20 protein-coding genes, 2 pseudogenes and 1 riboswitch are annotated in these 23158 nt (G+C 40.2%); of the genes and pseudogenes, 14 read left to right on the forward strand and 8 right to left on the reverse strand.

What is annotated here, in order from left to right:
- The first annotated feature begins 53 nt into the window (after positions 1 to 53).
- The 3 genes and pseudogenes from UJ203_RS05220 (at position 54) to UJ203_RS05230 (ending at position 2034) form a co-directional block, all read left to right on the forward strand.
- Entirely contained in the window at positions 54 to 599 is a 546-nt protein-coding gene (locus UJ203_RS05220; protein WP_105992020.1) for a delta-aminolevulinic acid dehydratase, read from the forward strand.
- Between the two features lie 185 nt (positions 600 to 784).
- Positions 785 to 1264, forward strand: a complete 480-nt coding sequence (locus UJ203_RS05225) for a hypothetical protein (RefSeq protein ID WP_322008886.1) — start codon at positions 785 to 787, stop codon at positions 1262 to 1264.
- Positions 1265 to 1553: 289 nt separating this feature from the next.
- Positions 1554 to 2034: pseudogene (locus UJ203_RS05230) on the forward strand (DUF4944 domain-containing protein).
- 154 nt (positions 2035 to 2188) lie between these two features.
- Here the strand turns inward: UJ203_RS05230 and UJ203_RS05235 are convergent.
- Positions 2189 to 2545 carry a YoqO family protein gene (locus UJ203_RS05235; RefSeq protein ID WP_322008888.1) on the reverse strand — a complete coding sequence of 119 codons (357 nt, stop codon included), beginning with the start codon at positions 2543 to 2545 and terminating at the stop codon, positions 2189 to 2191.
- Between the two features lie 352 nt (positions 2546 to 2897).
- Here UJ203_RS05235 and UJ203_RS05240 point away from each other — a divergent pair, with 352 nt between their 5' ends.
- Positions 2898 to 3254 carry a DUF3221 domain-containing protein gene (locus UJ203_RS05240; RefSeq protein ID WP_322008890.1) on the forward strand — a complete coding sequence of 119 codons (357 nt, stop codon included), beginning with the start codon at positions 2898 to 2900 and terminating at the stop codon, positions 3252 to 3254.
- 299 nt (positions 3255 to 3553) lie between these two features.
- Here the strand turns inward: UJ203_RS05240 and UJ203_RS05245 are convergent, their stop codons facing one another.
- Positions 3554 to 4099, reverse strand: coding sequence for a hypothetical protein (locus tag UJ203_RS05245; RefSeq protein WP_322008892.1), 546 nt, complete (start codon positions 4097 to 4099; stop codon positions 3554 to 3556).
- A 1557-nt stretch (positions 4100 to 5656) separates the two neighbouring features.
- On the opposite strand from UJ203_RS05245, the gene UJ203_RS05250 reads away from it, so the two are divergent.
- Complete coding sequence (locus UJ203_RS05250; RefSeq protein WP_322008893.1) at positions 5657 to 6430, forward strand: acetoin reductase; 774 nt, start codon at positions 5657 to 5659, stop codon at positions 6428 to 6430.
- A gap of 233 nt (positions 6431 to 6663) precedes the next feature.
- On the opposite strand, the gene UJ203_RS05255 is transcribed toward UJ203_RS05250, so the two are convergent.
- Complete coding sequence (locus tag UJ203_RS05255) at positions 6664 to 7701, reverse strand: polysaccharide lyase family 1 protein (RefSeq protein ID WP_101861439.1); 1038 nt, start codon at positions 7699 to 7701, stop codon at positions 6664 to 6666.
- Between the two features lie 169 nt (positions 7702 to 7870).
- Here UJ203_RS05255 and UJ203_RS05260 point away from each other — a divergent pair, with 169 nt between their 5' ends.
- From UJ203_RS05260 to UJ203_RS05280, 5 genes are all read left to right on the forward strand, one after another.
- Entirely contained in the window at positions 7871 to 8548 is a 678-nt protein-coding gene (locus UJ203_RS05260; protein WP_322009469.1) for a YoaK family protein, read from the forward strand.
- 292 nt (positions 8549 to 8840) lie between these two features.
- Entirely contained in the window at positions 8841 to 9539 is a 699-nt protein-coding gene (locus tag UJ203_RS05265) for an expansin EXLX1 family cellulose-binding protein (RefSeq protein ID WP_188323042.1), read from the forward strand.
- Positions 9540 to 9744: 205 nt separating this feature from the next.
- Complete coding sequence (locus tag UJ203_RS05270) at positions 9745 to 10740, forward strand: LacI family DNA-binding transcriptional regulator (RefSeq protein ID WP_322008903.1); 996 nt, start codon at positions 9745 to 9747, stop codon at positions 10738 to 10740.
- Positions 10741 to 11193: 453 nt separating this feature from the next.
- Positions 11194 to 12117: a sugar phosphate isomerase/epimerase gene (locus UJ203_RS05275; RefSeq protein ID WP_322008905.1), complete on the forward strand. Its 924-nt coding sequence runs from the start codon at positions 11194 to 11196 to the stop codon at positions 12115 to 12117.
- 13 nt (positions 12118 to 12130) lie between these two features.
- Complete coding sequence (locus tag UJ203_RS05280; protein WP_322008907.1) at positions 12131 to 13288, forward strand: Gfo/Idh/MocA family oxidoreductase; 1158 nt, start codon at positions 12131 to 12133, stop codon at positions 13286 to 13288.
- Between the two features lie 224 nt (positions 13289 to 13512).
- On the opposite strand, the gene UJ203_RS05285 is transcribed toward UJ203_RS05280, so the two are convergent.
- Positions 13513 to 13809 (reverse strand): hypothetical protein, encoded by a 297-nt coding sequence (locus UJ203_RS05285; RefSeq protein WP_105992013.1) that lies wholly within the window; start codon positions 13807 to 13809, stop codon positions 13513 to 13515.
- 111 nt (positions 13810 to 13920) lie between these two features.
- Positions 13921 to 15963, reverse strand: coding sequence for a molybdopterin oxidoreductase family protein (locus tag UJ203_RS05290; RefSeq protein ID WP_322008909.1), 2043 nt, complete (start codon positions 15961 to 15963; stop codon positions 13921 to 13923).
- 149 nt (positions 15964 to 16112) lie between these two features.
- Positions 16113 to 16204, forward strand: a riboswitch (SAM riboswitch).
- A gap of 97 nt (positions 16205 to 16301) precedes the next feature.
- Between UJ203_RS05290 and UJ203_RS05295 the strand changes: the two genes are divergently transcribed.
- The 3 genes from UJ203_RS05295 to UJ203_RS05305 all read left to right on the forward strand — a co-directional run bounded on the left by UJ203_RS05295 (position 16302) and on the right by UJ203_RS05305 (position 20159).
- Entirely contained in the window at positions 16302 to 17324 is a 1023-nt protein-coding gene (locus UJ203_RS05295; RefSeq protein ID WP_322008911.1) for a 2-hydroxyacid dehydrogenase, read from the forward strand.
- Positions 17325 to 17342: 18 nt separating this feature from the next.
- The gene (locus UJ203_RS05300; RefSeq protein WP_322008913.1) at positions 17343 to 18821 is read left to right on the forward strand and encodes an FGGY-family carbohydrate kinase; all 1479 of its coding nucleotides are present in this window, start codon (positions 17343 to 17345) and stop codon (positions 18819 to 18821) included.
- A 93-nt stretch (positions 18822 to 18914) separates the two neighbouring features.
- Positions 18915 to 20159, forward strand: coding sequence for an MFS transporter (locus tag UJ203_RS05305; protein WP_322008915.1), 1245 nt, complete (start codon positions 18915 to 18917; stop codon positions 20157 to 20159).
- Between the two features lie 354 nt (positions 20160 to 20513).
- Here UJ203_RS05305 and UJ203_RS05310 read toward each other — a convergent pair whose 3' ends face one another.
- The 3 genes and pseudogenes from UJ203_RS05310 to UJ203_RS05320 all read right to left on the reverse strand — a co-directional run bounded on the left by UJ203_RS05310 (position 20514) and on the right by UJ203_RS05320 (position 22264).
- Positions 20514 to 21068 (reverse strand): GNAT family protein, encoded by a 555-nt coding sequence (locus tag UJ203_RS05310; protein WP_322008917.1) that lies wholly within the window; start codon positions 21066 to 21068, stop codon positions 20514 to 20516.
- Positions 21069 to 21111: 43 nt separating this feature from the next.
- Positions 21112 to 21890 (reverse strand): annotated as a pseudogene (locus tag UJ203_RS05315) (hypothetical protein).
- 68 nt (positions 21891 to 21958) lie between these two features.
- Positions 21959 to 22264 (reverse strand): DUF948 domain-containing protein, encoded by a 306-nt coding sequence (locus tag UJ203_RS05320; RefSeq protein ID WP_059336520.1) that lies wholly within the window; start codon positions 22262 to 22264, stop codon positions 21959 to 21961.
- A gap of 148 nt (positions 22265 to 22412) precedes the next feature.
- On the opposite strand from UJ203_RS05320, the gene UJ203_RS05325 reads away from it, so the two are divergent.
- On the forward strand, positions 22413 to 23129 hold the full coding sequence (locus tag UJ203_RS05325) for a 3-ketoacyl-ACP reductase (RefSeq protein ID WP_059293344.1): 717 nt from the start codon (positions 22413 to 22415) through the stop codon (positions 23127 to 23129).
- The last annotated feature ends 29 nt before the right edge of the window (positions 23130 to 23158 follow it).

A 23158-nucleotide genomic window follows, 5' to 3' on the forward strand; every position in this document is an offset into this window, starting at 1 on the left:
AATCTGTGAAGCTAGAATTTAGGGCACTTATAACTTTGGGGAGGCTATTTGTTTTGAGTCAGTCAAGCATGCGCATTACTTTAGTGGCAGGGCCAAATTGTGAGTTAGAATCATTTGCATTACGTTCCGCACTTGAATATTATGGTGCAAAAGTACACATGCATTGGGTTGGACGACCTAATGATTTAGTTAGCGTGCTTTCGGGCGAGAACAGGGGAGAAACCGACTATTTGATTTTAAGTTTTCATGGAGAAGATGGAAAATTTATATTGCCGGAATTGGGGCAAGACGTTTATGAAAAAAACGAGCCGCGTTCATGTTATTTCGGTCCTGAAGAAGTTCGGGCGTATGCAGATTTACGAGGGGTGCATGTGTTAGCAACTGGATGCACATTAGGTGACAAAAGGCTTGCTGAAGCGTTTAGACAATGCAAAAGCTCTTCTTACATAGCCCCTGGCGACTATATAGATGGAAACGCTACACTTATCTTCGTCCTCACATTCATATATGAACTAATGACAAATGCGAAATCTCAAGAGGCAGCATTTCAAAAGGCTGCTTCGATCGACAAAGAAACAAGCTTGTTTCAATTGTATTGAATCTAAACCACATACATTTAGCTATTGTAATGCTATGTTGCTGAAAGTCCTGCTTAGATTCCCTCAGACTAATGAAATAGTATTGCATTTGTTATTAAAGCTCTCTAAATGAGGGCTTTTTATTATGCGTCATACCCGACACTTATATTGGGGAAGCTAATGAAAAAGAAAGAAGGAGATACGAAGTGAAGAAGCATTTACTTTCCTTATGTGTTTTATTATTTGCATTGACTTTTGTTCAAACAAAGACTCAAGCCCTGAGATTTACAGAGTTGCCAATTAAACAAAAAACAGAACAATGGTCAGTCGAAATAACTGAAGCAAAAAATGCAAAGGAATTAGCGAGTCCAAAAAAGGGGGAATATAACGTATATTCAATGGAAATCAAAAACATAGGAGAAGCCGCAGCTACAGTGGATGTACAATTGTATAGAAATGATCCTGATTCAACCACGAGGTTTTCACTTTTTGGCTGTCCCAATGAAAATTGTGTGAGACAGGAGGAGGATTTAATAAGCTTAGCCAAAAGTTTAAACGATGGTGCCCCGCTGAAGTTTAAACATTTTATGGTGGCTGAAAAGGCATCTGAATTAGAGGTTGTTATTATTTGGACACAAAAAGGAAAAGAAGGACGCCAATTAAAACAAACCTTTACATTCAGTTAGAAGAGGTGAATTAGACAATGTAGTGACCTACATAGGAGTTAAAATACTTGTAAGTAAACTTGTTTCCATTTTTGGTTAACAGACAGATGATCAACACCTGATCGGTCTTAAGGCAGATATAGACGCGCTGCGAATCACAAAGCTGAGAACAATGAAGAAAGTCTTATATGGCTGCAAAACTGAAAAGACAATTAGTGGGCTGCTTTATGAGCAGCTTTTTTTATATTCTTTTTCAAGTAACATTTTGCCCATTTATTCTACTAATAAAATGAAGAAAGCGAGGGGAAACATGAGAAGCAAAAATAAAATCAAAAAATCACTACTCATTACAGCTCTATTATTGATTTGTTTAGTAACGTTCTTTGCAATGATATCAGGAGACAAAGTAAAATATGAGGGAAGCAGCAGGAACGGATTATGGGTTTCTACCATTGAAAAATCAGATAAAACCTGCGATTGGCCCTAATTACTTCTTGAATTTATACTGGCAGGGGAACAAGAAAGAAGCGAAAAGAACCATTGTTGAAAAAATCATATTGTATATAGATGGTAAAAAGTACGATGACAGAGAAGAGTATGATTTATCAGAGTACACAGGTGAAGAAATGCCAGGCGGAGGACAAATGGAAGACCACATTGCTACATTTGATTTTATGCCTGAAGATGAAGTAATTGGACATGATGTAGTTGTTAAGGTGGAGTGGAAGACCGGTAGGGAGAAACACACAGATAAAATAAGATTACAAGAGAAACCATGGTATAAAAGATAAATCTGCAATGGCAAGTTTAGGGATGAACGTTCCAAAAAATAGGTCTGCTTTCAGAAACATCTGATTGATAAGCACATGTCATGATAAAGGCATGTTTTTATTCAGAGTAAATATAAAACATGCGAGTGTAGTTCCTTACCTGCACATAAAATGCTTACATTTCTTTCAAATGCTCGTAAAGCAATCTAAAGCAAACAGTACCAGATATCAAAGGGACTGCAAACAAGATTATCACTGCTATGGTCTCCCAGCCGTTAAAAAAATCGTGGTTTTTAATGAATACCTGTCCTTCTAAAATGATAAAAGTTATAATCCCTGTTAATACTAAAAAGCATGAAAACAGAATGCTCTTTGCTTTTGGTTTTAGCTTTTTAAACTCATCTTTAAAATAAATGAAAACGAGAACTAAAGAGCAAAAGGATGCTGTAGTGCTTATTACATCAATATTTTTCATGACTTTCGCAATGATGATACATAAGATGAAAAGAAAAAATGCTAAGTTTTTAGACAAAAAATCGCTCCTTATTTTATGGCTACCCAAAAAGTTTACAAGTTTTTCACAATAAGCACAATGTGGTGTCAGTTAATTAATCTATTGGTAAACAAAATCGGTTTTTTATCTTATTGTACCATGTACTAAATATTCAATCACTTTTTATGTACGGGCACTAGGGAATGATGTGTAACGGAAAGGCAAAACGGAACTGAAGAGAGTTTACCTGTGGTAAATCTGTTCTTCAAATCTATAAACTTGTACTGTCTTTCCGGGTCCAGTACTCTTGTGTCGCGTTGTTATAAATTACCGCTAAAATGATTTGCCTTTTTTCACTGTTATAAAACATACACCAAAAAAGGAGAGATAAATGCGTAAAATCGGGATATCGGTCTTAGCGTTCTTTGCTTTTATTTCGGGCTGCAATGATAAGGAAGAAAATAGAATAAAAACGCCAAAGATGCAGAACCTTGTTGGTTTTATCCTTTTTAAGGATGAAAAGTCAGCCGTTTTTCTTGAGGGCAAACATGCTCCTGAAAAAGAGGACTTTGAATTGTCTCAAGATAGACTTATAAGAAAATATAAAAATCATGTTGTGATATTGGAATTAAGTCAAATTGAAAACAAAGAAGACCTTGTGGAAGGTAAAAAAATGAAGGTGTGGTTCAACACTCTTAAAGAATCTGATCCTCCAAAAGCAACAATTAAAAAATTCAATTGGTTATAAAGGTTGGCATCCCCCGCATATGATCGCTTAATAGAAAGCTCTACAATTATTATTTTTTAATAATGGTACTGCCATAAATAGCTCTATATTCAAATACTGAGATGCCTGAAAAAAATCAATAAACACAGATGTTCTCTTTACCACGCGCAAGGGCATGAACATCGCTTACACAATCAATGCAGCTTGTTGCTGTATAAAAGCAGCATGATGGGCGAGGGCGGCAAGTTTAGCATAAAAAACAGCACTCACACGAAGATGTAGTGCTGTTTTAACGTTTGCAGAGCATTGCATAAAAGTGGTTATTTCCAGGCTGACAAATATTTCTTTCGATATTTGCTATCTTTCTCGATCTCAATCAAGTCCATTGCTATTTTCCTAATATGCTCATCTTTATCTTCATCGTATAATTTTTTTAATCCTACAATCATATCGTAGCGAATCAATGTATAATGTTTTTCGTTCATTCCATTTTTAAAACGATCAATAATATGAGTAAGCACCAGTTCTTTTTGTTCTGGCCCAGCTAAGCCAACCTTCCAGATTGCTTGCAAACTATGCCGAGCTGTTACAAATTTTGAATCCCTGGTCACTTCCCATAATGCTGGAAAGTCGCGCAGCATCCGTTTATCCGGATCACTGATTGCTAAACCAGCAAGAAACTGTGCAGCTCTCGCTCGCCTGTGGTTATCCGGATCGGTCAGCCATCCTATTAATTGATCCCATACTTCATAAGCCCAGTCTACTTTTTCTTTTGTGGCGTTAATAATATTCTGAAAGGCTTCTAATTGCAGGCTTTTGTCCTTTGCTTCTAGATTTTCAAAATGAGATTTCATTATACTGTCCATTTTCGTATCACCTTAAAATGATTAGTTATGTTGATTATATCCTTTCACTTGCGATCTTCCAATAAACATCATTTCTCGCGCTAGTGAATGCTTTATGATTGTTAAATCAATTGGAATATTGTAACGCTTATCAGTTCAAAGAAGTAATTAAACAAACAATAACAAGATGCTTATCATTGGCCATTCGTTCTTTCTTAAATATAAATCGCTTAATAATTCTATAAAGAATAAAACAAAAATAAAGTACAAACATGAATGGCAAGAGAAAAGTTAATTCAATCATAAATACACCACAATTTCTTTTTTTGATCTATTTTAACATAATTAGGAAATAGATTAAGGTTAAATAAAAAAGACTTTTATCTAGATTTAAAAGGAGGAAAGGGAAGGTGAAACTCAATAACGACAGTGATTTCCAACCAAGTTTGCTGACATGTTTTTAAGAAACGATCGAGGAGAAGTTTATTGATCATATGAGTCAAAGTTGAAAATGATTGGAGTGATATTGAATTGATCAATTGTTAAAGAATAAAAAATAACTAAATGTGTTGAAAAGATCAATGGCTCTAAAGAATGCCTAATTTCGTATGGACAAATGACATTTGGCTGTGAGGTAAATACAATACAGTAAACTAGAGGAGCGAATGGAGGGTTCGATGTGTTTAGACAATATCCAGTTTGGTATACACAAACACCTTACTACCTGAATTATCATGTGCCTCAATACCAAACAATCTCTTATGATCCACAACGATGTTATCAACGCTGCATGTATCAAACTGGCGGTAACTATGAGTTATGTGACAGATTATGTTATGGAGAAATACAAGTGTAAAAGAGGGGACTTTCTCCTCTTTAAAACCACATTATATAAATGAAAAATGAAGAATCTGATAAAAAGGTAGTAAATTAGGATAACTCTATTTGTTAAACGATACATCTTAATTGTAAATAATGTTATCTCAGTTGAAGAATGTAAACCAAGAAGAGTCAGAAAAAGCTTGCAGCTTAAAGAATTACAAAGGAAACAAGAGGACGGCAGCATCGGCTAATACATATGATTATAAGCTTGCTAAGAAAATAAAATGTTAACTGTGAAAAAGTTGACCAGGTCGATGATCTTCTTCATCACGCATGCTTTGGAATCAAGACCAATTAAATTCAATGGCATTTACACCATGCTTATACGAAATTCAAAGGTATGTTAAGCAAGGAAAACTACATTTAGGGGTAAGACCTTAGCAATGAAACATTGGGTACTGGTCTAATGAATTCCAATACAATGTATTACAGCGCATGAATACTAAAGAAAATGGATAAGAGCTCGGTGTCCATATCTTTAACAATAATGAGAGCATGGTTACACACGTCATATAGAATTAAGGGATCAATCCTGAAGTGAAGAACTTTATTACTTTACACACGATGATTTCAACTTGAATTAATTAATATAACACAAGTTTTCTTTTGAGACAGCAGTTTACATTATGTGGAGAAACATTGATTTGTTAAAATAAATATATCGTCACTATACCTCATCGCGAAAGGGGAATATTTATGAGCAAGGTAGCAATAGTTACTGGTTCCGCAGGCGGATTAGGGAGAGGGATAGCAGAGAGATTGTGCAAGGATGGTTTTAGTGTCGTTCTGCATGATATTAACGAGGAGCTGCTGCATGCAACTGTATCAGACTTCAAAGAAAAAGGCTATCATGTTATAGGAGTAAAAGGGGATGTATCCAAGCGTGATGACCAATTCAATTTAGTTAAAGCAGCGGCAGATACATTTGGCAGTTTGGATGTGTTTGTAAACAATGCTGGCATTGAGGCAGTTTCTCCATTTTTAGAAATAACAGAAGAACAGCTGAACCAATTGTTCAAGGTTAATGTCAATGGCGTTGTGTTTGGTACTCAAGCAGCTGCTGATCTGTTCATTAAGCAAGAAACAAAAGGCAAAATCATTAACGCATGCAGTATAGCAGGTCACGAATCATTTGAAATGCTTGGCACATATTCCGCAACGAAGCACGCAGTGAAATCTTTTACACATTCAGCTGCTAAAGAGTTAGCCAAATATCAAATAACAGTTAACGCATATTGTCCTGGTGTTGCAAAAACAAAAATGTGGGATCGCATTGATGAGGAAATGGTTAAACATGGCGATGATTTAAAACCAGGAGAAGCTTTTGAAAAATTCTCTTCAGACATTGCTCTAAAAAGATATCAAACTCCTGAAGATGTGGCCAATTTAGTCTCATTTCTTGCTTCAGATGATTCAGATTATATCACCGGTCAAGCTATTTTAACTGATGGCGGCCTGGTTTATAGATGATAGAATGTACATTAAAATAAAAGAATCCATTTTAGAAATGGATTCTTTTTGCTTGAGATGAAACCATAATGACCTAGTTGTATAATAAGAAAAGCAATTCAGAGGTCCGTGTGTTCATTCAATGAAAATGGAGTGAACATGTGAAAAAATTTTTGGTCCGTAAGCATGTTCATCTTGGGCAGGAATGATATGTTTGACAAGCAAGTTTAGACACAAGCAAGACGAACAATGTGTCAGTAGCCAAAAACCAATGTTGTACTTTGTGATCCGGCATACTTTGTGACAAATTCTTTTGTGTACTGCGGAGTTTGAACCCGGTAGCTGTAATTAGAGCCTGGATTCCACGTTGTCAACGGAGAGGATTGCCTGTTCAAGGATGGATAGCTTCCTGTATCCTTAAAGTATCCGGTGCCCTTGTCATCAAGGATTCCGCCTTTTTCGCTGCCTTTTCCAAAATAATTGTATTCAGAGTATATTTTTGCTTTTGTCGCGATGGTAATTGCTTGGTTAAAATTGTTGCTGTAATTGTTTTTGACATGGAAATAGCCATATCTCATCAGCCCCGGGCCTCTTACATACAAATTCTCAAAATAGTTGTTGGCGATGGTCATGTGCGGATAGCCATCATATTGGTGCTGGGAATCATCAGGATATCCTAAAATTAAACCGTACTTATGATTTGCGAATTTTGAGTTGCTGATGGTGATATAATCAGCTGATTTACCGATATACAACAGCTTGTCCAGGTCACTTCCGCCAGCACTATAGCTGTGTCCTGAAAATGTAACATGGTCGATCCAATAATTGAAGCCTGAATCTAGATAAAGCTGTATATCGTTATTTCCATTAATCTGCGGGCTGTGTTCAAAGGTCAGATTTTGAAAGATGACGTTTCCGGATGAAGAAGATGTTGTTAAATAAATATTTTTGAGCGTTTTTTTAGCGTAAGAACCTACAAGTGTTTTATTTGAACCAATCGTTACCGTTGTTTTTGAAGAAGCGATTAAATCATTTTGAAGCACTAAAATTTTAGGTGTTGATCCGCTCAGATGGGTTTTTAAATCATTTAGACTTTGGATATAAACGATCTGGCCGTTTTTTCCGCCGGTTGTGCTGGCTTTAGAGACTCCTTTTTCATTTTTTGCATTTCCGGCAAATCCTAAAATGCCATTCGTCGAGGTATTTGGAAAATCGACGGCGCCTAAAGCTTTTTCAGGCAAGAGAAGCAATAATAAACTTAATACGGCAAATAATAAAGAAAATCGTTTCAAAGCCACTCAGCTTCCTTTCAAATTTAAATAATTTACATATGGATTATTATTACAGTTGGACAACAGTAAGAATAGAGTCTATATTCCTGATCAAAACCGGGATTTTATACGTTTTTTGATGCAAATAAAAGAGTTACAGTTGGAACCACACGAAAGGATTGATACACCATTGACTGCTGCAGCATATCGAAACACTTTGCTTTCTCTTCTTTGTTTAACAGCGGGAATCGTGGATGTGATCGGTTATTTAAGCCTAGGACACGTCTTCACTGCTAATATGACGGGAAATATCGTTTTATTGGGATTAGCAATCGGAAAATCTCTTCAAGTCACTGTTTTTCATTCTTTAACTGCGCTAATCGGCTTTATCGTGGGAGTGATTGTTTCCACGATCATTGTTGGAAAGGCAGAGAAAACATTTTGGCCATCCGCTGTAACAAAAGCTCTGGCAATTGAAGCGTTCATTTTATTTGTTTTTGCTTGTCTTTCAATATCTGCTGCTTTCGTTCCGGTGTACATCCTTATTATCCTTTTGAGTATTGCCATGGGGATACAAACAATAGCAGCTAAACAACTGGGGATTGCAGGCATTTCTTCTACAGTTTTGACCGGAACATTGGCTTCTCTTTTAGAGGATCTTTCCGGCCGGTTGTTTTTCTCTAAACAGAATAAAACATTCTTAAGAGATGCTGTGTTAAGGGCGCTGGCCATCATATTATATTGTGTGGGGGCTGTTATTGTAGCTTTTGCAGATCCACATTTTTATTACATTATTATCTGGTTTCCGATTGTGCTCATTTTAGGTATTATACTTACTGCTCTGACCAAGTTGCAAAAGGTAAAGTGAAATTCTCCCGCTTGCGATTTCAAGCGGGGATGGGAATTTTTTGAGCTGATATACTTCAGATCCTCACTATAGCTATCCATATTCTATCCATATTAATGAAACAAGAATTTTGGCTCATATGTGCATCTGAACATAAGTATTGCATAGTCGTATAAAACGCACCCTTTGATATATATAGAATAGTGAATTAGGCATAAATCAATCTATGAATCTATGTCCTCTTTCAATCCATATCGAATGAGTATTACAATGATAATGATTCTCATTCGAAATTTGGATTAGGAGGATGTCTATGAAAAAGAAGATCAGTGCTGTTATTAGCGTGGTTATGTTGATGATTCTTTGTTTTTGCCCGCAGGCTTCGGCCGCCTATAACGATTTGCACGAAGGCTATGCAACCTATACCGGATCAGGCTATTCAGGAGGAGCTTTCCTTCTTGACCCTATCCCATCTGACATGGAGATTACGGCAATTAACCCAAAGGATCTTAATTACGGCGGTGTGAAAGCCGCTCTTGCCGGCTCTTATCTTGAAGTGGAAGGGCCAAAGGGGAAGACGATCGTCTATGTTACCGATCTATATCCTGAGGGTGCCCCAGGAGCCCTTGATCTTTCACCCAATGCCTTCAGCAAAATCGGTGCTATGAAAGATGGAAAAATCAAGATCAAATGGCGCGTGATCAAAGCACCAATCACTGGAAATTTCACATACCGGATTAAAGAAGGCAGCAGCCAGTGGTGGGCGGCAATCCAAGTTAGAAATCACAAGTATCCCGTTATGAAAATGGAATACTACAAAGACGGAAAGTGGATCAACATGGAGAAAACGGACTATAATCATTTCCTCAGCACCAATTTAGGAACGGGCTCTCTTAAAGTCAGAATCACTGACATTCGAGGAAAAGTTGTAAAAGACACGATTCCAAAGCTTCCTGCAAACGGATCATCTGGGGCGTACACAGTTCCCGGGCATGTTCAGTTTCCTGAATAATAGATGGGTTGAGAAAAACAGACTATAAGAAAAAATCTGAAAATAAATAAATTTATCAAAAGCGGGTTACCAATCCTGCTTTTTGTTTTATGGAAAAAGAACATCATAGTTCGCCTTATTGAAATAATCGCAGTTATCTATACAATAATGATAAAGCGCTTTCTAATAAGCTGGTAACTCGCATGAAGAAAGAAGGTTCTAACGAATGAAAACAACGATCTATGATGTGGCAGAAAAAGCAGGAGTATCCATTTCAACAGTTTCTAAAGTCATCAATCATCAATCGGTTGGGATAAAATCAAAACAAAAAGTCCTGAGTGCCATGGAAGAATTAAATTATAAACCGAGTGTATTGGCATCAGCTTTGACAGGGAAACGGACATCAACGATAGGATTTCTTTTACCGGATATTGCGAATCCTTTGATTGCTGAGATGGCGCGCAGAGTTGAGGATCGGGCACATGAATATGGATTTAATGTCGTCATCTGCAGTACTGATTTAAACACAGAGAAGGAAGCGAGGTATGTGTCTTTACTAAGGCAGAAACGTGTAGATGGTTTTATTTTAGCCGCCGGCTTTAAAAATAAAGAAGTGGTTCAAGAATTAATAAACGATAATGTCCCTGTTATCCTACTTTCTGATTCTCAGCCGTACTCATCTCTTACAACAGTTACCGTTGATAATTTTTTGGGAGGATATGAACTGGCCTCCCATTTCATTGCGCTTGGCCACTCCAGGATTGCAGTTATTGCCGAAGACAATTCTAGCAGCCGGGAACGCATTCGCGGTTATAAACAGGCCTTACAGGACTCTGGACTTGGTGTTCCTGATGACCTGATTGCTGTAAGTGAATCCACCGCGGAATCTGCTCAATGTGTTTCCGCTTCATTATTACATTCTCCTAATCCGCCCACAGCTATCATTTGCTGCAATGATGTATTAGCAATTGCTGCGCTTCTCGGGGCGCGCGAAAATCATGTCTCAGTACCAGATGAACTCTCTATCTCTGGCTTCGATAATACCCTGTTATCGAAGAGCAGTGATCCTCCTTTAACAACGGTAGAAGTACCAGTTCAACAGATGTGTTCTCAGGCCGTGGATTTGCTGATTGAAGAAATAGAAGGAAAAGCCGTTGAAAAACAAAAGATTTTAGTTTTGCCAAAGTTAATTATTCGAAAATCAACAACTTATCATCGTTGAAACTGTGATGTTATTTAAAAAGAGTCAATATAAACAATTAAAGTGAGCAGCAGATATTGAATCCGCTGTTTTGCTGTTTATATGTGCTACAAAAAAGACTCAAATCTCATAATAAAGCGGGTCGATGTGAATATATGTTTGTGTACTGTTGATTATTTTTTGAAAATAAAAGTTCGAAACATATTTACAAAATATACTGAATATTATACAATCAGTTCACAAAATATAAAGCGCTTTCGATTTTTAGCAATAGAATCTGATTTATAACGTATCAGATCTCTATTGTATTAATGATAAAGCGCTTTATCTTTCTGTCTGACAGTTTTAAAGAGATCAACTAATCTAGTAAGAAAAGGGGTAGATTAATGGCTGTATGTCTATAAAAACATTATTTATTATCTTTTTTAGAAAGCGCTTTATTCAATGACATAATAAAAATCAGAGGTGTTTTGGATGAGTATTCACATTGCTGGTGCGCCTTGCTGCTGGGGCGTAGATAATCCGAAAAATCCGTATCTTCCGCCATGGGAGAGAGTGTTGCGGGAAGCATCGCAAGCCGGTTACAAAGGGATTGAATTAGGGCCGTACGGCTATATTCCATTGGACATAGAACAAGTGCAGTCAGAGCTTTCTAAAAACGATTTGACAATCATTGCCGGAACGATTTTTGATGATTTAGTAACTGAGTCTCATTTGAATCACTTGTTGCGGCAAGTAGATGATATTTGTTCTCTTATTACAAAACTCCCATCCTCCTTTCATGAAGATAGCCAGCACTTTACACCACCTTATTTGGTCTTGATTGACTGGGGACACGATGAAAGAGATTACAAGGCGGGGCATCCCGATCAAGCCATACGTTTATCCGAAACGGATTGGAGTCGTATGATGTCTCACATTCGGATACTCGCAGAGCGGGCTTGGAAACAATATGGTGTGCGTGCCGTGATCCATCCACATGCGGGAGGTTATATTGAATTTGAGGATGAAATACAGCAGTTATTAAAGGATATTCCATATGAAGTCGCGGGTCTTTGTCTTGATATAGGACATTTGTATTATTCAAAGATGGACCCGGAGCAATGGCTTCGAGATTGCGCTGACCGTTTAGACTATATCCATTTTAAAGATATTGATTTAGAAGTATACCAGCAGGTGATGGGCGAGCATATCCGCTTTTTTGATGCTTGTGCAAGAGGAGTAATGTGCCCGATCGGCCAAGGAATTATTAATTATGATTCCATTCACAAATTGCTGAAAGAAATTAATTATCATGGGTACATTACGATTGAGCAAGAACGTGATCCGAGAAATTCCGATACTAGTTTAAGAGATGTCAGTCAAAGTATTGCTTATTTGAAAAGTATTGGCTATTAAAGGGGGAATGTAAATGATTAATGGGGAAAAAAAGCTTGAAAGACCCATTCGCTGGGCAATGGTAGGAGGAGGACGAGGCAGTCAGATTGGGTATATTCATCGCTCAGCAGCATTGCGTGATCATCACTTTCAGCTGGTAGCAGGTGCATTTGATATTATTCCGGAACGGGGAAAAGAGTTCGGTGTAAATCTGCACATTTCTCCGGATCGCTGCTATTCGGATTACCGGAAAATGTTTGAAGAAGAAGCAAAACGTGAAGACGGTATTGAAGCTGTTTCCATCGCGACACCAAATAACACGCATTATGAAATTTGCAAGGCTGCTCTGAATGCCGGTTTACATGTTGTATGTGAAAAGCCTCTCTGTTTTACACTCGAAGAAGCAAATGAACTAGAGGATCTAGCAAAGAAAAAAAACAGAGTTGTCGGCATTACATATGGTTATTCCGGACATCAAATGATTGAACAGGCGCGTCAGATGATCGCAAACGGAGAATTGGGTGACATTCGAATTATCAATATGCAATTTGCACACGGATTTCACTCCGATCCTGTTGAATGTCATAACCTAAGTACGAAATGGCGTGTAGATCCAAAATTTGCTGGTCCAAGCTACGTATTGGGGGATTTAGGGACTCATCCATTATTTTTGTCTGAAGTGATGCTGCCGGGCATGAAAATAAAAAAACTATTATGTACTCGCCAGAGCTTTGTCAAAAGCAGAGCGCCTTTAGAGGATAATGCTTATACGATCATGGAATATGATAACGGGGCGGTCGGCACAGTCTGGTCCTCTTGTGTAAATGCAGGATCTATGCATGGCCAGAAAATACGTGTAATCGGCTCTAAAGCGAGCATTGAATGGTGGGATGAGCAGCCAAACCAGCTTCGTTTCGAAATACAAGGAAAACCGGCACAAATTTTAGAACGCGGAATGGAGTATCTTTATCAGGAAGCATTAGAAGATGACCGCATTGGAGGCGGACATCCGGAGGGGTTATTTGAAGCATGGTCCAATCTGTATTCCCGTTTTGCTGCAGCAATGGAGCGGGGGAAAGACTTGAATCAAACGTGGTATCCAGGAATTGAAGCGGGAGTAGAAGGCGTCCGTTGGGTACAAAATTGCGTACGGTCCGCTGATAACGGAGCTGTATGGGTGGAATATCAATAATATTTTGAAAGCGCTATCTCTAATATCGATTTGGATGTCATCATCATAGCTTTGGAACTCGCGGTGACATGAATTTTGAATTATGGTTGGACCGGTTTATCACTACCCAAGGAGCGAAATTTTAGTGAGGCCGATCTATACTGCAGAGAATTACTACAGGCTGGAGGACAGTTGAATAGGAAAGAGCGGTGCCTAAAAGAACCGCTCTCCTGTAAAAATTGGCATTAATCTTTCGCTTGTTGTTTCTCTCCTAATGTTAATACCCATTCTCTTAAGATATGTTTTTGCACATATCTTTTTCCGTTAATATCAATATGAGGGAGGTCTGTGAGATCCTTTGCTAAGAGTTTCGCCTCCGATTGGGTTATTCCTAAAAAATGCCCGATGTAAAAGTAAATATCTCGTTCTTTAATCAGCATGATGTCATTTTTTTCGTTAGCTTTTGGGTTGTTAATATGCTTTAATCCTTCTCCGATAAAATATCCAGCCAATGCAATACCGATTCCTAAAAAAACGTCCATGTGTATGCCTCCATTATGTAATCGTCATGTTATACGGTCAATCTATACCATTGGTTTCATTTTTGTTGACTGTGTACACAAAAAACCGCCAGAGAAAGCTCTGGACGGTTTCTATGCTTTTTCAATCTGCACTCGGCCTGAGAAAAAAGTGGCGCCTCCGCCCATATCAGACAAGCGGTCGGGGGGCAGGGCGTTAACAAGCTGATTTTTGCCTGGTTCATCTGCCCATAATCCTTGACTGACGACAACACCGGGCAGCACTTGTTCTCCGACTGCGGCGGTTAGTTCACACTCACCTCGGCTGTTCCAAATCCGTACGGCTTCACCATCAGTGAGGCCGTGTTTTTCAGCATCTATCGTGTTGATAAAGAGTTTCGGTGTCTTTTCAAGTTTGACGTGCTTTGCATTATTGGAAAACGTTGAGTTTAAGAAATTATGATTCGGTCCCGGAACATACATAAACGGGAATTCATGATCCGGCGCAAGCGGCGTATGGGTCGGTAACGGCGGGAAACCGGCTTGTTTCATTTTTTCTGAATATAATTCTATTTTTCCGCTCGGTGTCGGCAATTTACCTGGAAACAGCGGCTTTTCACGCTTCGCCTTCATAAACGAACGTTCAGTAAGTGATTCATAAGTTATCTCTGCTAAGTAAGGATTATCCGGATGGTGAAGCGCCTGGCGGATTAAGTCTTCATCTGAATCTTTAAGCTCCTGATCCGTAAATCCCATTGCCTCAGCCAATAACCGGAATACCTCGGTATTAGACTTACTTTCTCCGTATTTCTCAATAACCGGCTGCTGCAGCTGAATGTAATGATGCCAGTATGAGGTGTAAAAATCAGTATTTTCAAAAGCAGATGCAGCGGGCAGTACAATGTCCGCATATTTGGCCGTTTCTGTTAAAAACAAATCATGAACCACGGTGAACAAGTCATCCCGCAGGAGGCCTTGTCTGACTTTGTTTGCTTCTGGCGCCACAACGGCTGGATTCGTCCCATAAATAAAGAGGGAGCGAACAGGAGGATCTGTTTCCAGAAGAACTCTGCCCAGCTGGTTCATATTAAACGATCTCGGTGTGCGTCCTTTCAGTAAATCAGGACGCTGAAGCGCGGTGGTGTTATATTCTAAAATTCCGCTGTTATGCTTGATGGCACCGCCTCCTGTATGCATCCATTGACCGGTAATCGCCGGAAGACAGGCAATCGTTCTTACAATCATTCCGCCGTTGTCATGATGCTGAAGGCCGTTTCCGATTCTGATAAAGGAAGGGGAGGTTTCACCATACATTTTTGCCAGCTGATAGATATCGTCGGTACTGATACCAGTGATTAGGGATACCTTTTCTGGATGATACTGTTTCGCATGCTCGCGCAGTTCTTCATAGCCGACTGTATATTCTGAAAGGAACGCTTCATCGTGAAGATTTTCTTTAAATAAAATGTGCATGATGCCGAGGGCAAGCGCGCTGTCGGTACCGGGTTTTATAGGAATAAACCAGTCTGCTAGACGCCCTGTCTGATTTTTATGCACATCAATCACAATAATTTTTGCGCCTTTTTTCCGTGCTTTTTGGGCGATTGTAATTTGATGCATATTTGTGCTGACTGCGTTTATTCCCCAAAAGATAAACAGTTTCGTATGGATCGTTTCTTCAGGATCGATTCCAGCACTCACACCCATGGTATATTTATAGCCCTCTGATCCGGCTTTGCTGCAAATCGTCCGCTCAAGCTGGCTTGAGCCCAAACGGTAAAAAAAGCGGCGGTCCATTCCTTCAGCCGTTAATTTTCCCATATTGCCGTAAAAGCTGTAAGGCAGTATGCTTTCAGCTCCTTCTTCATCAATCAGCTGTTTCCAGCGGGATGTGATGGTGTCAATCGCTTCTTCCCAAGAAATTGGTTTAAACTCTGCCTCGCCCTTCACACCTGTTCGTTTCAGCGGAGTCGTCAGCCGCTTTTCATCATAGATGCGCTCAGCCATATTTCGTACTTTGTTGCATATATTTCCGGCTGTTACGGGGTGATCAGGATCACCCTGCACTTTCACAATTTTCCCGTCTTTTTTATGTACCAGCAATCCGCACTGGTCCGGGCAGTCCAGTGAGCAAACGGATTTAAAAATGCCGTTTTTTTGAGTGGCGAACGATTTCATAGCCCAGTTCCTCTCCCTAGTTAGATATATTGTAAGAATTATAACATTTCGAATGATAACGTCAATTCTGAAAAAAAAGACATTGACATCAATCTGGGTCTTCTTTATGATTAACGTATTCTCAATTCTGAAAATTACATACAAAACATTTTCTATCAAGAGAGGTGGAGGGACTGGCCCTATGAAACCTCGGCAACATTATTGTGCCAATTCCAGCAAGCGTCAGCTTGAAAGATAGGAAAGTAAGGTTTATACCGGCTTCTGTCTGTGGCAGAGTGCGCCTATACATGAATCTCTTTCCATCTTTGGAGAGAGATTTTTTTGTGTGAAAAATAACGATGAAAAGGATGTTTTGCATCATGACGGTTTTGATTACAGCACCGTACAACGAAGAAGGACGAAAAGAGCTTGAAGAATTGTTCGGTTCCGTTGCTTATCAGTCTTGGAAAGAAAACGGCCGGGCATACAGGGAAGATGAATTGATTCAGCTATTAAAAGAATCAAATGCGACGGGTTTGATTACTGAGCTTGATCAGGTGACAGAAAACGTGTTTGCATCAATGCCGGAACTTTCATTTGTGGGAGTATGCAGGGGAATGCCTTCCAATGTTGATGTGGCAGCAGCGTCAAACAGAGACATTCCGGTTTTCTATACACCTGGGCGCAACGCACAAGCTGTTGCTGAAATGTTTATTGGAAATGTGATTTCATTTCTCCGGCATACGAATACCTCTAATCAATGGCTAAAGGATGGAAAATGGAACAGCGATTATTTGCAGGCGTATGCCAAATTCAAAGGTAATGAACTAACAGGAAAAACCGTGGGTATGGTCGGATTCGGAGCGGTTGGGCAAAGAATTGCAAAACTGCTGGCTGCGTTTGACTGCAAGGTTTTGTATTACGATCCATACGTACAGCACGATTATCCGCAATATGAAAAAGTATCTCTCGAGAAGGTTTTTTCAGATAGTGATATCGTTTCTGTTCATCTGCCGCGTACAGATGATACGCTTGGCCTCATTGATCGGCCGTATTTTGACTTGATGAAAGAGAGCGCCATTTTCGTGAATACATCAAGAGCTGTCGTGGTAAACCGAGAGGATCTTTTATCTGTACTGAAAGAAAGTAAAATCAGGGGTGCGATATTAGACGTTTTTTATCATGAGCCGCCAGAGCAATCGGATTATGAATTTATTTCATTACCTAATGTTCTGGCAACACCGCATTTAGCAGGAGCAACATTTGAAGTAGAGGATCATCACGTTACCATTCTGAACGAAGCGCTTAAAAAGTGGAAGGGTGAAAAAACTCTCAATATTCCGACTTTATATAACAAAAACGATCTTAAAGCAGAGGTGTAAGAAAAGGAGGGCATCAGGATGACGAAACAAAAAGGTTATCTCGTATTTGACATTGGCACTGGCAATGCAAGAGTTGCGGTCGTAAGTGTGTCGGGCAGCGTTCAAACGGTTGAACGGGAGGACATTGTATATACGACCGAGCCGCTTTACCCGGACAGCCGCTATTTTTCTCCACAGGCGCTGTGGAATCAAATCATGAATCTGGCTAAACGTGCGATTTCTCGTTCTCATCATATTGAAATTATTGGTCTCACTTCAACAAGTCAAAGACAGGGGATCGTGCTGTTTGATCAAAATGGTGAGTCATTCCTCGGTCTGCCCAACATTGACAATCGGGGCAGGGAGTGGGAGGAAAACATACTGAATCGGGAAGAAGTATACAGCCGAACAGGCCGTCTGCCGACTGCGCTTTTTTCAGCGCTCAAGCTTTATGGTTTAAAGCACCGCCAGCCCTCCTTATGGGAAAAAACTGCAAGCTTCACAAGCATCAGTGATTGGGTAACGTATCAGTTGAGCGGAGTATTGACATATGAACCGTCACAGGCGACGGAAACGCTGCTGTTTGATGTAAAACAAAATACATGGTCAGAAGAGATGTGCAATATATTCGGTTTCTCGCCATCTATTCTTCCGCCTCTAGTAAGAGCGGGAACAGTCATTGGATCGATAACAGATGAGTATGCGGCAGAATTAGGACTATCACATCATGCGAAGGTTATAGCGGGTGGGGGAGATACACAGCTTGCTGTCAAAAGCACTGGTGCTGCTCTGGGAGACGCAGTCATTGTATCAGGTACGACAACACCGATTACCAAAATTATTGGTGAAATTCATGAGGACAGACAAAATAAAGCCTGGCTGAACTGCCACACAGATCAAGGACAGTGGCTTGCGGAGACAAATCCCGGGGTAACAGGTCTGAATTTTCAAAAATTAAAGGATGTTTTCTATCCGAATGAACCGTACGATGTGATGGAAGAAGAGATTGCTGCTCTTGCTAAGGAAGATCATGCATGTGTATCTTCCCTCGGTTCGTATTTATCGGCAGAAAAAAACGCCCTGACGAAAGGCGGCTTTCTCTTTGATGTACCGCTTTCAGCCCATTTAAGCAGAGCACATTTTGTACGTGCAGCCTTACAGGAGATTGCATGTTCAATCAAATGGAACTTTGACATTTTAACAGATATCACTCCGTTTGATCGTGACTATGTGTGGGGATGCGGAGGCGGATTCCAAAGCAGAGCATTTACACAATATATCGCCAATCTTCTTCAGAAAAAAATTTATGTCAAAGAAGGGTACAGTCAGGCATCAGTCGTTGGTGCTGCGGTGGTTTGCAATGAGGCCTATAGATTGACCGAAGAAATGTCTGGAAGTGTTCGGGTGATAGAGCCGCAGGATTGCCGGATAGAAATGACTTTATACGAGGAGTGGAAGCAGGTCCAACGCTTCTTTTCAGGGTTAGAGCCGTCATCGGGAAACAAGGTATTAGTATAAGGCGGAATTTGCCGCTAATTGAGGAATTATACATTTTCTTACTTTAATGAGGTAATACGATAATTGAGATAAGCATCTAAGGAGGATACAGATATGTTAGATAAAATTGGTATACCAAAGCGGCTGGCATGGGGGTTTTTAGGGGTTGTGCTGTTTATGATGGGAGACGGTCTTGAACAAGGATGGCTCAGTCCTTTTCTGATTGAAAATGGGCTCACCGTTCAGCAATCCGCTTCGATTTTTAGTATATACGGCATTTCACTGGCCATCGCTTCATGGTTTTCGGGTGTGTGTCTGGAAGCATTTGGCGCAAAGCGGACGATGTTTATGGGGTTGTTGTTTTATGTGATCGGTACAGCTGCTTTTATCGTCTTCGGATTTGAACAGCTAAATCTGCCTGTCATGTATGTGACTTACTTTATTAAAGGCTTAGGATACCCGCTTTTTGCTTATTCCTTCTTGACATGGGTCATCTACAGAACACCGCAGAACAGGCTAAGCACAGCTGTCGGCTGGTTTTGGATTGCGTATTGTCTGGGCATGTTTGTTTTCGGTGCTTGGTATTCAAGTTATGCAATTAAAACGTTTGGTTATTTAAATACGCTGTGGAGTTCTATTTTCTGGGTATGCCTCGGTGCAGTCTTCGCGTTGTTTATTAATAAAGACCGGTTTGAAAAGAAGAAAAGAAAAAGATCAGAAACGGCGGAGGAGCTTTTAAAAGGGATTACCATTCTTGTTACCAATCCGCGGGTGCTGACAGGAGGAATGATTAGAATCATCAACAGCATCGGCACATATGGTTTCCCTGTGTTTTTGCCGATGCACATGGCTCAGCACGGCATTTCAACTAATGTGTGGCTGCAGATTTGGGGAACGATTTTTCTGGGCAACATTGTATTTAACCTCATTTTTGGAATTGTCGGTGATAAATTCGGATGGAAAAACACCGTCATTTGGTTTGGAGGAGTCGGCTGCGGCATTTTCACTGTTTTATTATACTATGCGCCAGTTTTTTCAGGCGGGAATATAGCGGTTGTGAGCATCGTCGGCTTTATCTGGGGCGGTTTGCTGGCAGGCTACGTGCCGATTGGTGCGATTGTGCCGACAGTTGCCGGAAAAGACAAAGGAGCCGCCATGTCCGTTTTGAACCTCGCAGCCGGCTTATCGGCATTTGTCGGACCTGCTTTAGCTTGGATGTTCATTGGACTCGTCGGTGCACAAGGCGTTGTCTGGATTTTTGCGGTGCTTTATCTTGCGAGTGCAGTCATGACGAAATGTATTAAGCTACCTGAAGAAAAAGAAGTACAGAAAGAGACTTCCCCTCAATATGCATCCTGATGAAAAGCGCCCTGAAACAGGGCGCTTTTTATGATTTTTTTCAGCAATGGTTTCAGTTACAGAGTGCCGCGCAAAAAATTGGTCTGGAAGGGACTTCATCATTAGGAGTCCTTCCAATAAAATAGTTTGGGAGATCTCTTCTGCATTTATATCGCTTTTTAACTTTCATGGATGACGTTTCAAAAGCACATGATCGAGTGGCGGGTTTGGGGCAAAGCGGTGTGCGACAGGAAGTGTGAGCGCGCAGCCAGTTGCTGGCACGCTAACTAATTTCGCTGGATAGCGTTCAGTTTATCTTGGTTCTGCAATATACCCTGCGGAGTGAAAACAGACGAGAGACTTAGGGAAGAGCAGCTAGAATCTCTGCTCATTCTCTGATTTACATGATTTTATCATAGAATAAACATTTGTATCATAAGGGACACCGCTTTGGTACATATATTGTCTTAATACGTCTTCTTTTTCAAATCCCATTTTTAACAGCAAACGATTTGACGCTTCATTTTCCGTAAAAACAACTGCACCGATTCTCGTTAGTTCAAGGATATCAAAGCCGAAAGACACAATTTCTAAAATGGCTTCTGACGCATAGCCGTTTCGCCAATTCGCCGGGCTGATTTCATAACCGATTTCTGCACGTTTATGCTTGGGGGCCGAAGCATGAAAGCCAATCGTACCGATGAGTTCTTTGGTGTCTTTTCTTTCAATTCCCCACCGTATTCCCCGCTTTTCTTGATAATTGTCGGCAAACTGATGAATCATTGTTTTTGCCTGCTCTATACTTTTAAAGGGATCAAGTCCGTAGTAGCGTGTGATGCCATGGTTTGAAAAACAAGTAAAAATGGCTTCCGCATCTTTCTCTGTCAACTCTCTTAGAATAAGCCTGACGGTTTCTAATTCAGGAAACACCCAATCCCTCCCTTATGGTGTATGTAGGTTTATCATATCCCTTTTATTTCCTCTTTTCTATAACGAAATCGAATTTGATGAAGCAAAGGAGCGGATTTGTTTTTCTAATTCCTCTTTGTTTTTCTTAAATTGTTTCATTCGATGGCCGTTCGCGCCCGATGGGTGAGGGAAGCCGTGTAGGCAGGTCAGCCGCCATTTGCTGTTTTCCCTGATCAGTGTTTCACAGACTGTTTCGGCTGCTTTGCCTAGCGGGATAAGAAGAGCAGGGCCCGATAGCTTTTCAAGTTCAGCGGGAAAATGCTTATATGCATAAGTGCTTAGCATAGATGAGCGGGGGATAGCCGGACGATGTCCTGTATAGTTTTTCTGTTGAATGAAAACAGGGTATTTGATAACAGAAGTGGTGTGTAGCATATGGCGCAAGTCGCCGAAAAGCTGTGCGGCGCTTTGAATGCCTAAAACCTGCGGCAGCCCGCATTGATCCAGCATCGTAATCAGGTTATCTCTCATAGTTCCAGAAAGTCCTGCCGCTTTTTTGGTGTCTAAAGCGATCTGTTCTAGAGATCGGCCTTTGTGCAAGCTTTCTGCGGCTGTTTCATAAGCTGTTTTCATCTGGGAAAAACCAGGCGTTATGCCTGAAATCACAATCGAAGCATCTTGATTGATATATTCATTATGAGGTGAATAGTACATTTCAAGCGCGTTTTCTTGGTGTATGCGAAATGGGGAAGTGAGCAAATCCGTTTTCGAAAACGGTCTTGATACCGGAAGAGTATTTAATTTCTCTGCAAATGCTGCTAAACCGCTGCGGTTTCCAATCATGGGTGAACCTCCCTAAAAATGATATCCCATTGTCCATTTTAAACGTTACAACGGGATATCATTCATATTTAACCTCTATTCAAATGTCCTGCGTGCCACACCTCTTTAACTGCTTGAGGGGCTTCTTTCACTTCAGCAGCAGTCTGCTGCAACGCGGTTTTTTTCATTTCAACATCGTACTGAATCATTTTTTGTTTTTGAGACAGCTGCTGCGCTTCCGTTTTTACCATTTCAACTTGTTTTTGCATGGATTGCGTAACTGCAGTGAGTTCCTTCATGGCGGGATCTATTTTCTTCTTGTTTTGAATCACATTTATCCCTAAGTAAATGATTGAAATGGCTATTACAGCGATACTGATATAAACGATAACCATATGTTCACCCCTTTTCTAATGTCATACCCTATTTCGCCTATTTTAAGCAGGTGAAATGATAGTTGCGCAGTTCATATCATTTGCGTATTGCTTTTCTTGTGCTTATAATGTGTTATCGTACATATGTAAACAAGAAAGGGTGCTTCAATTGCAAAGTTTACAAAATAAAACTGCTCTTATCACAGGCGGAGGCAGAGGGATTGGACGCGCTACAGCTCTTGCGCTTGCGAAAGAAGGCGTAAATATCGGTTTAATCGGACGAACTGCCGCCAATGTTGAGAAAGTCGCAGAAGAAGTAAAAGCACTTGGTGTGAAAGCTGCGTTTGCCGCTGCGGATGTAAAGGATGCGGCGCACGTTGATCAAGCTGTGGCTTCTATTAAAGAGGAGCTTGGCGAGATTGATATTCTCATTAACAATGCGGGAATCAGCAAATTTGGCGGATTCTTAGATCTATCCGCTGATGAGTGGGAAAATATCATTCAAGTGAACCTAATGGGTGTATACCATGTTACTCGTGCGGTGCTTCCTGAAATGATTGAACGCAAAGCTGGTGACATTATTAATATTTCTTCTACAGCCGGCCAAAGAGGAGCAGCTGTCACAAGCGCTTACAGCGCATCCAAATTTGCTGTTCTTGGGTTAACGGAATCTCTCATGCAAGAAGTGAGAAAGCATAATATCAGAGTCAGCGCGTTAACGCCGAGCACTGTCGCAAGTGATATGTCGATTGAACTGAACCTGACAGACGGCAATCCTGAAAAGGTTATGCAGCCTGAGGATCTGGCTGAATATATGGTGGCTCAATTGAAATTAGATCCGCGTATTTTCATTAAATCTGCAGGATTGTGGTCAACAAATCCGTAAAACGAAAGCCTGTCTAGCGACAGGCTTTT

This window comes from Bacillus sp. V26 (assembly GCF_034296245.1).
GTDB classification, from domain to species: domain Bacteria; phylum Bacillota; class Bacilli; order Bacillales; family Bacillaceae; genus Bacillus; species Bacillus halotolerans.

Coding starts and splice junctions, on each gene's coding strand:
- UJ203_RS05240 (WP_322008890.1), top strand. CDS start 2,898: ATGCGTAAAATCGGGATATCGGTCTTAGCGTTCTTTGCTTTTATTTCG.
- UJ203_RS05245 (WP_322008892.1), bottom strand. CDS start 4,099: ATGGACAGTATAATGAAATCTCATTTTGAAAATCTAGAAGCAAAGGAC.
- UJ203_RS05250 (WP_322008893.1), top strand. CDS start 5,657: ATGAGCAAGGTAGCAATAGTTACTGGTTCCGCAGGCGGATTAGGGAGA.
- UJ203_RS05265 (WP_188323042.1), top strand. CDS start 8,841: ATGAAAAAGAAGATCAGTGCTGTTATTAGCGTGGTTATGTTGATGATT.
- UJ203_RS05270 (WP_322008903.1), top strand. CDS start 9,745: ATGAAAACAACGATCTATGATGTGGCAGAAAAAGCAGGAGTATCCATT.
- UJ203_RS05275 (WP_322008905.1), top strand. CDS start 11,194: ATGAGTATTCACATTGCTGGTGCGCCTTGCTGCTGGGGCGTAGATAAT.
- UJ203_RS05280 (WP_322008907.1), top strand. CDS start 12,131: ATGATTAATGGGGAAAAAAAGCTTGAAAGACCCATTCGCTGGGCAATG.
- UJ203_RS05285 (WP_105992013.1), bottom strand. CDS start 13,809: ATGGACGTTTTTTTAGGAATCGGTATTGCATTGGCTGGATATTTTATC.
- UJ203_RS05290 (WP_322008909.1), bottom strand. CDS start 15,963: ATGAAATCGTTCGCCACTCAAAAAAACGGCATTTTTAAATCCGTTTGC.
- UJ203_RS05295 (WP_322008911.1), top strand. CDS start 16,302: ATGAAAAGGATGTTTTGCATCATGACGGTTTTGATTACAGCACCGTAC.
- UJ203_RS05300 (WP_322008913.1), top strand. CDS start 17,343: ATGACGAAACAAAAAGGTTATCTCGTATTTGACATTGGCACTGGCAAT.
- UJ203_RS05305 (WP_322008915.1), top strand. CDS start 18,915: ATGTTAGATAAAATTGGTATACCAAAGCGGCTGGCATGGGGGTTTTTA.
- UJ203_RS05320 (WP_059336520.1), bottom strand. CDS start 22,264: ATGGTTATCGTTTATATCAGTATCGCTGTAATAGCCATTTCAATCATT.